We start from the raw sequence: 12529 nt of genomic DNA on the forward strand, positions 1-12529 counted from the left end.
ATGGCTAACATTCCAACGATTTCTTTCGACGCCATCATTATTGGTGGTGGCGGTGCCGGCATGCGCGCAGCGCTGCAACTGGCACAGGGCGGTCACAAGACTGCCGTGATCACCAAGGTTTTCCCGACCCGCTCGCACACTGTATCCGCTCAAGGCGGCATCACCTGCGCAATCGCGTCTGCTGACCCGAACGATGACTGGCGCTGGCACATGTACGATACCGTCAAGGGTTCCGACTACATCGGTGACCAGGACGCTATCGAATACATGTGTCAGGAGGGCCCGGCTGCCGTTTACGAGCTGGACCACATGGGCATGCCATTCTCGCGTACCGAGCAGGGTCGTATCTACCAGCGTCCATTCGGCGGTCAGTCGAAGGATTACGGTAAGGGCGGCCAGGCTGCTCGTACTTGCGCTGCGTCCGACCGTACCGGTCACGCACTGCTGCACACCCTTTATCAGGGCAACCTGAAAGCCGGTACCGTGTTCCTGAACGAGTACTACGCGGTTGATCTGGTGAAGAACGGCGAAGGCGAGTTCGTCGGTGTGATCGCGATCTGCATCGAAACCGGTGAAACCACCTACATCCGCGCCAAAGCCACCGTGCTGGCGACCGGCGGTGCAGGCCGTATCTACGCTTCGACCACCAACGCCCTGATCAACACCGGTGACGGCGTTGGTATGGCGCTGCGTGCTGGCGTGCCGGTACAAGACATTGAAATGTGGCAGTTCCACCCGACCGGTATCGCCGGCGCTGGTGTACTGGTTACCGAAGGTTGCCGTGGTGAAGGTGGATACCTGATCAACAAGCACGGCGAGCGTTTCATGGAGCGTTATGCTCCGAACGCCAAAGACCTTGCCGGTCGTGACGTCGTTGCCCGTTCGATGGTTAAGGAAATCATCGCCGGCAACGGTTGCGGTCCGAATGGCGACCACGTGATGCTCAAACTCGACCACCTGGGCGAGGAAGTGCTGCACAGCCGTCTGCCAGGCATCTGCGAACTGTCGAAGACTTTCGCACACGTTGACCCGGTTGTTGCTCCGGTTCCGGTTGTTCCGACCTGTCACTATATGATGGGCGGCGTTCCGACCAACATTCACGGTCAGGCAATCACCCAGAACGGCGAAGGCGTCGATGAAATCATCCCTGGTCTGTTCGCAGTGGGTGAAGTGGCTTGCGTATCGGTTCACGGTGCCAACCGTCTGGGCGGCAACTCGCTGCTCGACCTGGTGGTATTCGGCCGTGCTGCCGGCCTGCACCTGGAAAAGGCGCTGACCGACGGTATCGAATACGACGACGCCACCGATGCCGACATCAATGCGGCCCTGGCACGTCTGTCCGCTCTGAACGAGCGTACCGAAGGCGAAGACGTGGCTACCTTGCGTCGCGAACTGCAAAACTGCATGCAGAACTACTTCGGTGTATTCCGTACCGGCGAATACATGCAGAAGGGTATTGCCCAACTGGCTGAGCTGCGTACCCGTATCGCCAACGTGAAGATCAACGATAAGTCGCAGGCGTTCAACACTGCACGTATCGAAGCGCTGGAACTGCAGAACCTGCTGGAAGTGGCCGAAGCCACCGCCATCGCTGCAGAAGTACGTAAAGAGTCCCGTGGTGCTCACGCCCGTGAAGACTTCGAAGATCGTGACGACGAAAACTGGCTGTGCCACACCCTGTACTTCCCGGGTGACAAGCGCGTGACCAAGCGTGCCGTGAACTTCTCGCCGAAGACTGTTCCGACTTTTGAACCTAAGATTCGGACTTATTAAGGGTGGCCGCCATGTTGCAAGTCAGCGTTTATCGTTACAACCCTGATCAGGACGCCGCGCCGTTCATGCAGGAATTCCAGGTCGATACCGGTGGTAAAGACCTGATGGTGCTGGACGTGCTGGCCCTGATCAAAGAGCAGGACGAAGGTTTCTCCTATCGTCGCTCTTGTCGTGAAGGTGTTTGCGGTTCCGACGGCATGAACATCAACGGCAAAAACGGCCTGGCGTGCATCACGCCGCTGTCTGCCGTCGTAAAAGGTAACAAGTTGATCGTTCGTCCGCTGCCAGGTTTGCCGGTTATCCGTGACCTGGTCGTCGATATGAGCATCTTCTACAAGCAATACGAGAAGGTTAAGCCATACCTGCAGAACGACACGCCGGCTCCGGCCATCGAACGTCTGCAGTCCCCTGAAGAGCGTGAAAAGCTGGACGGTCTGTACGAGTGCATCCTGTGCGCTTGCTGCTCGACTTCCTGCCCGTCCTTCTGGTGGAACCCGGACAAGTTCCTGGGTCCAGCTGCTCTGCTGCAAGCGTACCGCTTCCTGGCAGACAGCCGTGACACCAAGACGTCCGAGCGTCTGGCTTCGCTGGATGACCCGTTCAGCGTATTCCGCTGCCGCGGGATCATGAACTGCGTCAACGTATGTCCGAAAGGCCTGAACCCGACTAAGGCCATCGGTCACATCCGTAACATGTTGCTCTCGAGCGGCGTGTGATTCAGCTGCTGTACCCGTAGGACCGCAGTACCCGTAGATGCTACGGCGCGGGCTTCAACCGGCGCCGTAGTTTTAACCTGAGCAGCAGCTTAAAAGGCTGCGGCTCTTATTTTGAAGAAATGAGACAAGCAGGGGCATCCGGGCTGGTACCCGGACTATCAGTGTGATCCTAGTGGCTTGTTTTGGTCGCTGCATTCGGACTTCTGCAAGTTTGCTCGGTGTCGACACCGATGGTGTTCCCCTAACCGAGGGTGACCAAGCATGCAAGAAAGCGTGATGCAGCGCATGTGGAACAGCGCCTACCTATCCGGTAGTAACGCTGCCTATGTGGAAGAGCTCTACGAGCTCTACCTGCACGACCCTAACGCTGTGCCAGAAGAGTGGCGCACCTACTTCCAGAAGTTGCCTGCTGACGGCAACACTGCCACCGATGTTTCGCACTCCACAATTCGCGATCATTTCGTCTTGCTGGCAAAGAACCAGCGCCGCGCCCAACCGGTTTCCGCCGGCAGCGTGAGCAGTGAGCACGAGAAGAAGCAAGTTGAAGTGCTGCGATTGATCCAGGCCTACCGTATGCGTGGCCACCAGGCAGCCCAGCTTGACCCGCTGGGACTGTGGCAGCGTCCTGCACCTGCAGACCTGTCGATCAATCATTACGGCTTGACCAATGCCGATCTTGATACGACCTTCCGTGCCGGCGACCTGTTCATCGGCAAAGAGGAAGCGAGCCTACGCGAAATTCACGAAGCGTTGCAGCAGACATATTGCCGCACCATCGGCGCTGAATTCACGCACATCACCGATTCCGAGCAGCGCCAGTGGTTCCAGCAGCGTCTGGAAAGCGTGCGCGGTCGTCCGACGTACTCCGCCGACATCAAGAGCCACCTGCTCGAGCGCGTGACCGCCGGCGAAGGCCTGGAAAAATACCTGGGCACCAAATACCCGGGTACCAAGCGTTTCGGTCTGGAAGGCGGCGAGAGCCTGATTCCGATGCTCGACGAGCTGATCCAGCGTTCCGGTTCCTACGGCACCAAGGAAATCGTCATCGGCATGGCCCACCGTGGCCGTCTGAACGTGCTGGTCAACACCTTCGGCAAGAACCCGCGCGAGTTGTTCGACGAGTTCGAAGGCAAGAAGAAGGTCGAGCTGGGTTCCGGTGACGTCAAATACCACCAGGGCTTCTCGTCCAACGTGATGACCACTGGCGGTGAAGTTCACCTGGCGATGGCGTTCAACCCGTCCCACCTGGAAATCGTTTCCCCGGTGGTCGAGGGTTCGGTTCGCGCCCGTCAGGATCGTCGCAACGACCCGACCGGTGAGAAGGTTCTGCCGATCTCCATCCACGGTGACGCTGCATTCGCAGGTCAGGGCGTGGTCATGGAAACCTTCCAGATGTCGCAGACCCGCGGTTTCAAAACCGGCGGTACCGTGCACATCGTGATCAACAACCAGGTCGGTTTCACCATCAGCAACCCGCTGGACGCTCGTTCCACCGAGTACGCGACCGACGTTGCGAAAATGATCCAGGCGCCGATCCTCCATGTGAATGGCGATGATCCGGAAGCCGTATTGTTCGTGACGCAGCTGGCCATCGACTACCGCATGCAGTTCAAGCGTGACGTGGTAATCGACATGTTCTGCTACCGTCGTCGCGGCCACAACGAAGCCGACGAACCTAGTGGCACCCAGCCTCTGATGTATCAGCAGATCACCAAACAGCGCACCACCCGTGAGCTGTATGCCGATCGTCTGACCCAGAGCGGTGTGCTGGACGCAGAGCGTGTTCAGGCGAAAGTCGACGAATACCGCAACGCGCTGGACAACGGTCTGCACGTAGTGAAGAGCCTGGTCAAGGAGCCGAACAAAGAGTTGTTCGTGGACTGGCGCCCATACCTGGGTCACGCCTGGACCGCGCGTCACGACACGCGTTTCGACCTCAAGACCTTGCAGGAACTGTCCGCCAAGCTGCTGGAAATCCCGGAAGGCTTCGTGGTTCAGCGCCAGGTTGCCAAGATCTACGAAGACCGCCAGAAGATGCAAGCCGGCGGCCTGCCGATCAACTGGGGTTACGCCGAAACCATGGCGTACGCGACCCTGGCGTTCGAAGGCCACCCGATTCGCATGACGGGTCAGGACATCGGCCGCGGTACGTTCTCGCACCGCCATGCTGTCCTGCACAACCAGAAAGACGCGGGCACCTACATCCCGCTGCAGAACCTGTACGACGGTCAGCCGCGTTTTGACCTGTACGACTCGTTCCTGTCCGAAGAAGCGGTACTGGCGTTCGAGTACGGTTACTCGACCACCACGCCGAATGCCCTGGTTATCTGGGAAGCCCAGTTCGGCGACTTCGCCAACGGCGCCCAGGTCGTTATCGACCAGTTCATCACCAGTGGCGAGCACAAGTGGGGCCGTCTGTGCGGTCTGACCATGCTGCTGCCGCACGGTTATGAAGGCCAGGGTCCGGAGCACTCCTCGGCTCGTCTGGAGCGTTACCTGCAGCTGTGCGCCGAGCACAACATTCAGGTGTGCATGCCGACGACGCCGGCTCAGATCTACCACTTGCTGCGCCGTCAGGTGATTCGCCCGCTGCGCAAACCATTGGTAGTCCTGACTCCGAAGTCGCTGCTGCGCCACAAGCTGGCCATCTCGACGCTGGAAGATCTGGCCGAAGGTTCGTTCCAGACCGTTATCCCGGAAATCGATGCCCAAGACCCGAAAAAGGTCGAGCGCATTGTTCTGTGTAGCGGCAAGGTCTACTACGACCTGCTGGAAAAACGCCGTGCCGAAGGTCGTGACGACATCGCCGTCGTGCGTATCGAGCAGCTGTACCCATTCCCTGAGGACGACTTGAATGAAGTCCTGGCTCCTTATACCAACCTCAAACATATCGTTTGGTGTCAGGAAGAGCCGATGAACCAGGGTGCCTGGTACTGCAGCCAACACCACTTGCGTCGCAGCGTCGGCAACCTCAACAAGTCTCTCGTACTCGAGTACGCGGGCCGTGAGGCTTCTGCTGCACCTGCATGCGGTTACGCATCGATGCACGCCGAGCAGCAGGAACAACTGCTGCAAGACGCCTTTACTGTTTAACGCCTTCGCGCACCTGAAACCGAATTTAAGGAACCACAGATAATGGCTATCGAGATCAAAGCCCCCACTTTCCCGGAATCGGTTGCCGATGGCACCGTTGCCACCTGGCACAAACAACCGGGCGACGCGGTCAAGCGCGACGAACTGATCGTCGACATCGAAACCGACAAAGTCGTGCTGGAAGTGCTGGCTACCGCTGACGGCGTGCTGGGCGCTATCGTCAAGAACGAAGGCGATACCGTTCTGTCTGACGAAGTGCTGGGCTCCATCCAGGCTGGCGGTGCTGCTGCTCCAGCTGCTGCCGCTGCTCCGGCTGCTGCCCAGGCTGCTGCTCCAGCTGCCGAAGGCGAAGACGATCCTGTTGCTGCTCCAGCTGCCCGCAAACTGGCTGAAGAGAACGGCATCAACATCGCTTCCGTTGCCGGCACCGGCAAAGGCGGTCGCGTGACCAAGGAAGACGTGGTTGCAGCCGTTGCTGCCAAGAAAGCCGCTCCGGCTGCCGCGCCTGCCAAGGCTGCTGCACCTGCCGCTGCTGCTCCGGTGTTCGCTGCTGGCGAGCGCATCGAAAAGCGCGTACCGATGACCCGTGTGCGGGCCACCGTTGCCAAGCGCCTGGTTGAAGCTCAGTCGAACATGGCGATGCTGACCACGTTCAACGAAGTCGACATGACCGAAGTCATGGCGTTGCGTTCGAAGTACAAGGATCTGTTCGAGAAGTCCCACAACGGCGTACGCCTGGGCTTCATGTCGTTCTTCGTGAAAGCAGCTACCGAAGCGCTGAAGCGCTTCCCGGCTGTCAACGCGTCGATCGACGGCGGCGACATCGTTTACCACGGCTACGCTGACGTCGGCGTTGCAGTTTCCAGCGATCGCGGCCTGGTTGTACCGGTTCTGCGTAACGCCGAACTGATGAGCCTGGCTGAAATCGAAGGCGGCATCGCCACCTTCGGCAAGAAAGCCCGCGACGGCAAACTGTCGATGGACGAAATGACCGGTGGTACTTTCACCATCACCAACGGTGGTACTTTCGGTTCGATGATGTCGACTCCGATCGTCAACCCGCCACAAGCCGCCATTCTGGGCATGCACAACATCATCCAGCGTCCTATGGCCATCAACGGTCAGGTCGTTATCCGTCCGATGATGTACCTGGCACTGTCCTACGATCACCGTCTGATCGATGGCAAAGAAGCTGTGACCTTCCTGGTGACCATCAAGAACCTGCTGGAAGATCCGGCTCGTCTGTTGCTGGATATCTGATCGAAGCAGCCATGAGCTGCAAGTCGAGCTGTCGGAAAACCCGCAGCCTGGCTTGCCGCTCGCGGCTTGAAGCTTTTCGCTAAAGAGGATTTTTTGAATGTCGCAGAAATTTGACGTAGTAGTGATCGGTGCGGGCCCTGGCGGTTACGTGGCTGCCATCAAGGCCGCGCAGCTTGGTCTTTCGACGGCCTGCATCGAGAAGTACACCGACAAGGAAGGCAAACTGGCTCTGGGCGGTACTTGCCTGAACGTCGGCTGCATTCCATCCAAGGCCCTGCTGGACAGCTCCTGGAAGTACAAGGAAGCCAAAGAAGGCTTCGCGATCCACGGTATCAACCACGCTGGCGTGACCATGGACGTGCCAGCAATGGTCGGCCGCAAGGCCACCATCGTCAAAGGCCTGACTTCCGGTGTCGCCACCCTGTTCAAAGCCAACGGTGTGACATCCATTGAAGGTCACGGCAAGCTGCTGGCCGGCAAGCAAGTTGAAGTCACCAAGCCGGACGGCTCGGTAGAAATCATCCAGGCCGAGAACGTGATCCTGGCTCCAGGCTCGCGTCCGATCGACATTCCGCCGGCTCCGGTCGACCAGAATGTGATCGTCGATTCGACTGGCGCCCTGGAATTCCAAACCGTTCCAAAACGTCTGGGCGTGATCGGCGCTGGCGTGATCGGTCTGGAACTGGGTTCGGTCTGGTCGCGTCTGGGTGCAGAAGTGACTGTCCTGGAAGCCCTGGACACCTTCCTGATGGCCGCTGACGCCGCCGTTTCCAAGGAAGCGCTGAAAACCCTGACCAAACAGGGTCTGGACATCAAGCTGGGCGCTCGCGTCACCGGTTCCAAAGTGAACGGCGACGAAGTCGTGGTGAACTACACCGATTCCAACGGCGAACAGAACATCACTTTCGACAAGCTGATCGTAGCCGTTGGTCGCCGTCCGGTGACCACTGATCTGCTGGCTGCCGACTGCGGCGTGACCCTGGACGAGCGCGGTTTCGTGCACGTTGACGATCACTGCGCCACCACCGTACCGGGCGTTTACGCCATCGGCGACGTGGTTCGCGGCATGATGCTGGCGCACAAGGCCTCGGAAGAGGGCATCATGGTTGTCGAGCGCATCAAGGGCCACAAAGCCCAGATGAACTATGACCTGATCCCTTCGGTTATTTATACTCACCCGGAAATCGCGTGGGTTGGTAAAACCGAGCAGGCCTTGAAAGCTGAAGGCGTTGAAGTTAACGTCGGTACCTTCCCGTTCGCAGCCTCTGGCCGTGCCATGGCTGCCAACGACACCGGTGGTTTCGTCAAGGTCATCGCAGATGCCAAGACAGACCGCGTACTGGGCGTCCACGTGATTGGCCCAAGCGCTGCAGAACTGGTTCAGCAGGGCGCGATCGGTATGGAATTCGGCACCAGCGCTGAAGACCTGGGCATGATGGTTTTCTCCCATCCGACCCTGTCTGAAGCCTTGCACGAAGCTGCTTTGGCAGTGAATGGCGGCGCCATCCACATCGCCAACCGCAAGAAGCGTTAATAGATAATAAGAAACCACGGCGGTTTGGCCCGTCGTGAGCCTTGCATGCAAGACTCACCGCGGAATATCCGCTGGACGCAGTCTTGCATAGCTGCACCGGGTATCCGGAAAGGCTATGCAAGCAGCAGTCACAGGTGGTGCGGCACTTGAATGAGTGCAGCACCGAATGCGCAGTACCTAACGAAGACGGTAATAAGCATGAATCTTCACGAGTATCAGGGTAAGCAGCTGTTCGCTGAGTACGGCCTGCCAGTTTCCACCGGTTACGCGGTAGACACCCCGGAAGCAGCAGCAGAAGCTTGCGACAAAATCGGCGGCAGCGAGTGGGTTGTCAAAGCCCAGGTCCACGCCGGTGGTCGCGGTAAAGCGGGCGGCGTTAAGCTGGTTCGCAGCAAAGAAGACGCCAAAGCATTCGCTCAACAGTGGTTGGGCAAGCGTCTGGTGACTTACCAGACTGATGCCAATGGTCAGCCAGTCACCAAGATCCTGGTTGAATCGTGCACTGATATCGCTAAAGAGCTGTACCTGGGCGCTGTCGTTGACCGTTCGAGCCGTCGCATCGTGTTCATGGCTTCCACCGAAGGTGGCGTGGACATCGAGAAAATCGCTCACGACACCCCTGAGAAAATCCTCAAGGCCACTATCGATCCACTGGTTGGCGCTCAGCCATTCCAGGGTCGCGAGCTGGCATTCCAGCTGGGTCTGGAAGGCAAGCAAGTTGCTCAGTTCGCCAAGATCTTCGTAGGTCTGGCCAAGCTGTTCAAGGATCACGACCTGGCTCTGCTGGAAGTGAACCCGCTGGTGATCAAGGCTGACGGCGATCTGCATTGCCTCGACGCCAAGATCAACATCGACGCCAACGCCATGTACCGTCAGCCTAAGCTGAAGACTTTCCACGATCCGTCGCAAGACGATCCGCGCGAAGCGCACGCTGCCAAGTTCGAACTGAACTACGTAGCGCTGGAAGGCAACATCGGTTGCATGGTCAACGGTGCTGGCCTGGCCATGGGTACCATGGACATCGTCAACCTGCATGGCGGCAAACCAGCCAACTTCCTCGACGTGGGCGGCGGTGCTACCAAGGAACGCGTTACCGAAGCGTTCAAGATCATCCTGTCCGACACTAACGTCGCTGCAGTACTGGTCAACATCTTCGGCGGCATCGTTCGTTGCGACATGATTGCCGAAGGCATCATCGGCGCTGTGAAAGAAGTCGGCGTGAAAATCCCGGTTGTTGTTCGCCTTGAAGGCAACAACGCTGAGCTGGGCGCTAAAGTACTGGCAGAAAGCGGTTTGAACATCATCGCTGCTACCAGCCTGACCGACGCTGCTCAACAAGTTGTCAAAGCTGCGGAGGGCAAATAATGAGCGTCCTGATCAATAAAGACACCAAAGTTATCTGCCAGGGTATTACCGGTTCGCAAGGTAGTTTCCACACCCAGCAAGCCATCGAATACGGCACCAAGATGGTTGGCGGCGTAACTCCAGGCAAAGGCGGCACCGAGCACCTGGGCCTGCCAGTGTTCAACACCGTGAAAGACGCTGTAGCTGCCACTGGCGCCACCGCCAGCGTGATCTACGTTCCGGCTCCTTTCTGCAAGGACTCGATCCTGGAAGCTGCCTTCGGCGGCATCAAACTGATCGTGTGCATCACCGAAGGCATTCCTACCCTGGACATGCTGGACGCTAAAGTTAAGTGCGACGAGCTGGGCGTAGTCCTGATCGGTCCTAACTGCCCAGGCGTGATCACTCCAGGCGAATGCAAGATCGGCATCATGCCAGGTCACATTCACTTGCCAGGCAAGGTCGGTATCGTTTCCCGTTCCGGCACCCTGACCTACGAAGCTGTGAAGCAGACTACTGACGCCGGTTTCGGTCAGTCGACTTGCGTCGGCATCGGTGGTGACCCGATCCCGGGTTCGAACTTCATCGACATCCTGAAGCTGTTCCAGGAAGACCCGAAGACCGAAGCGATCGTGATGATCGGTGAGATCGGCGGTTCGGCTGAAGAAGAAGCGGCTGCCTACATCAAGGCACACGTGACCAAGCCGGTTGTTTCCTACATCGCTGGTGTGACTGCTCCTCCGGGCAAGCGCATGGGCCATGCTGGCGCAATCATCTCTGGCGGCAAAGGCACTGCAGACGAGAAATTCGCTGCTCTGCAAGACGCAGGCGTTAAAACCGTGCGTTCGCTGGCAGACATCGGCAAGGCCCTGGCCGAGCTGACTGGTTGGGCTGTCAAGTAAGCCTCGCGCTTGGCTGACGCTTCACCAGACAAAGGCCACCTTCGGGTGGCCTTTGTCATTTCCGGGATTTATGTGTTGTTTGGCAGGGCCCCATCGTCGGAACGCCGCCCGGAGCAAGCTCGCTCCCACAGTTGACCGCATTCCAATGTGGGAGCGAGCTTGCTCGCGATGACGGACTTACAGGCCCCACCCATTTACATGCAGAAACGCGACATAGAAGTGTCGTAGATCGGAATGTTCGCCCTCTAACAGTGCGTTTCTGGTCCAAATTCGTTAGTCTACGCGCCATTTTTGCGTCTGCGGCCCACAAGGCAGCAACGCGCTAAAAGGGTTGGTCTTATACGGACCGACAGCATTTCCCTCACCCATAGGGAAATCCCTCTCTAAATTCCGATTCAGTAGTGTGGTATTTCCTTAATGAAAGTGTTGAAAGGCCAGGACATCCTGGCACTTGGTTTTATGACGTTTGCCCTGTTCGTCGGGGCTGGCAACATCATCTTCCCGCCTATCGTCGGTTTGCAGTCCGGTCCCAATGTCTGGATGGCGGCGCTGGGCTTTCTGGTCACCGCGGTTGGTCTGCCGGTGATCACCGTTGTGGCGCTGGCCAAGGTCGGCGGTGCAATGGATGCCTTGAGCAGCCCGATCGGTAAAGTCGCCGGTGGCCTGCTGGCGGCTGCGTGCTACCTCGCTGTTGGCCCGCTGTTCGCGACGCCACGTACCGCCACGGTATCGTTCGAAGTGGGCCTGGCGCCGCTGACCGGCGAGAGCCCGCTGGCGTTGTTCCTCTACAGCTCGGTTTACTTCCTGCTGGTGTTCTTCATTTCGCTGTACCCGGGCCGTCTGTTGGATACCGTAGGGCGCTTTCTCGCGCCGCTGAAGATCATCGCCCTGGCCGTGCTGGGCATTGCAGCATTCGCCTTGCCGGCCGGTGACATTGGCCAAGCCACGCCTGAATACGTGGCGGCGCCGTTTTCCCAAGGCTTCATCAATGGTTACCTGACCATGGATACCCTGGGCGCCCTGGTGTTCGGCATCGTCATCGTCAATGCCATCCGCTCCCGCGGCGTCGAGTCGCCTGCACTGATCACCCGTTACGCGATCATTGCCGGTCTGATTGCCGGTGTGGGTCTGGCGCTGGTTTACGTCAGCCTGTTCCGTCTGGGTTCGGGCAGCCATGAGGTGGCCGCTGGCGCTAGCAATGGCGCGGCGGTATTGCATGCTTACGTGCAGCACACCTTCGGTTCGCTGGGTAGTGGTTTCCTTGCCGTGCTGATCTCACTGGCGTGCCTGGTGACCGCGGTCGGCCTGACCTGCGCCTGCGCCGAGTACTTCAGCCGTGTACTGCCACTGTCCTACAAGACGCTGGTCATCATCCTTGCTGCATTCTCCCTGCTGGTGTCCAACCTGGGCCTCACCAAGCTGATTGCGTTCTCGATCCCGGTGCTCACCGCGATCTACCCGCCATGTATCGTTCTGGTGGCGTTGAGCTTCTGCAAGGACTTCTGGCATGAGCAGGGTCGTATCCTCGGCCCGGTCATGCTGGTGTCGTTCATCTTCGGCCTGATCGACGCCCTCAAGGGTGCAGGCCTGGCGGACTGGATGCCGACGCAAATGGCCCACCTGCCGCTGAGCGAGCAGGGTCTGGCCTGGCTGGTGCCGTCGGTGATGACACTGGTGGTCGCGGTAGTTTGCGATCGTCTGCTGGGCAAGCGCGCCGAAGCCTTGGCTTAAGTCGCTTCACGACCCGCCACAAGCGGGTTCTGAGCAGAAACAGAAATGCCCCGTATCAATCGATACGGGGCATTTTTTATGGGGTTGAGGCAGTGTCTTTTTTTCTGGGCTAACGTCGAAAGTCTGCCAAACCCATTGTAGGAGCAGCCGGTCGACGCTCGATTGCTCGCGAAGAT

The 12529-nt window shown here is 58.6% G+C and carries 8 protein-coding genes; all 8 read left to right on the forward strand.

Going from position 1 to position 12529, the window contains the following annotated elements; genetic code table 11:
* The 8 genes from sdhA to brnQ all read left to right on the forward strand — a co-directional run bounded on the left by sdhA (window position 1) and on the right by brnQ (window position 12353).
* Window positions 1–1773 (forward strand): succinate dehydrogenase flavoprotein subunit, encoded by a 1773-nt coding sequence (sdhA, locus tag AC1DXW_RS12615; RefSeq protein ID WP_477756425.1) that lies wholly within the window; start codon window positions 1–3, stop codon window positions 1771–1773.
* Window positions 1774–1784: 11 nt separating this feature from the next.
* Window positions 1785–2489, forward strand: coding sequence for a succinate dehydrogenase iron-sulfur subunit (locus tag AC1DXW_RS12620; RefSeq protein WP_003223007.1), 705 nt, complete (start codon window positions 1785–1787; stop codon window positions 2487–2489).
* Window positions 2490–2750: 261 nt separating this feature from the next.
* Window positions 2751–5582, forward strand: a complete 2832-nt coding sequence (locus tag AC1DXW_RS12625) for a 2-oxoglutarate dehydrogenase E1 component (protein ID WP_477760054.1) — start codon at window positions 2751–2753, stop codon at window positions 5580–5582.
* A 42-nt stretch (window positions 5583–5624) separates the two neighbouring features.
* Window positions 5625–6842, forward strand: a complete 1218-nt coding sequence (gene odhB, locus AC1DXW_RS12630; protein WP_477755728.1) for a 2-oxoglutarate dehydrogenase complex dihydrolipoyllysine-residue succinyltransferase — start codon at window positions 5625–5627, stop codon at window positions 6840–6842.
* 97 nt (window positions 6843–6939) lie between these two features.
* Window positions 6940–8376 carry a dihydrolipoyl dehydrogenase gene (gene lpdA / locus AC1DXW_RS12635; protein ID WP_477755727.1) on the forward strand — a complete coding sequence of 479 codons (1437 nt, stop codon included), beginning with the start codon at window positions 6940–6942 and terminating at the stop codon, window positions 8374–8376.
* 198 nt (window positions 8377–8574) lie between these two features.
* Complete coding sequence (gene sucC / locus AC1DXW_RS12640) at window positions 8575–9741, forward strand: ADP-forming succinate--CoA ligase subunit beta (protein WP_007919879.1); 1167 nt, start codon at window positions 8575–8577, stop codon at window positions 9739–9741.
* Complete coding sequence (gene sucD / locus AC1DXW_RS12645) at window positions 9741–10622, forward strand: succinate--CoA ligase subunit alpha (protein ID WP_007919877.1); 882 nt, start codon at window positions 9741–9743, stop codon at window positions 10620–10622. The genes sucC and sucD overlap by 1 nt, the downstream gene beginning before the upstream one ends.
* A 417-nt stretch (window positions 10623–11039) precedes the next feature.
* On the forward strand, window positions 11040–12353 hold the full coding sequence (brnQ, locus tag AC1DXW_RS12650) for a branched-chain amino acid transport system II carrier protein (RefSeq protein ID WP_477755726.1): 1314 nt from the start codon (window positions 11040–11042) through the stop codon (window positions 12351–12353).
* The last annotated feature ends 176 nt before the right edge of the window (window positions 12354–12529 follow it).

The sequence above is a fragment of the Pseudomonas sp. P4_C4 genome (assembly GCF_056402055.1).

Coding starts and splice junctions, on each gene's coding strand:
- brnQ (WP_477755726.1), top strand. CDS start 11,040: ATGAAAGTGTTGAAAGGCCAGGACATCCTGGCACTTGGTTTTATGACG.
- sucD (WP_007919877.1), top strand. CDS start 9,741: ATGAGCGTCCTGATCAATAAAGACACCAAAGTTATCTGCCAGGGTATT.
- AC1DXW_RS12625 (WP_477760054.1), top strand. CDS start 2,751: ATGCAAGAAAGCGTGATGCAGCGCATGTGGAACAGCGCCTACCTATCC.
- sucC (WP_007919879.1), top strand. CDS start 8,575: ATGAATCTTCACGAGTATCAGGGTAAGCAGCTGTTCGCTGAGTACGGC.
- AC1DXW_RS12620 (WP_003223007.1), top strand. CDS start 1,785: ATGTTGCAAGTCAGCGTTTATCGTTACAACCCTGATCAGGACGCCGCG.
- lpdA (WP_477755727.1), top strand. CDS start 6,940: ATGTCGCAGAAATTTGACGTAGTAGTGATCGGTGCGGGCCCTGGCGGT.
- odhB (WP_477755728.1), top strand. CDS start 5,625: ATGGCTATCGAGATCAAAGCCCCCACTTTCCCGGAATCGGTTGCCGAT.
- sdhA (WP_477756425.1), top strand. CDS start 1: ATGGCTAACATTCCAACGATTTCTTTCGACGCCATCATTATTGGTGGT.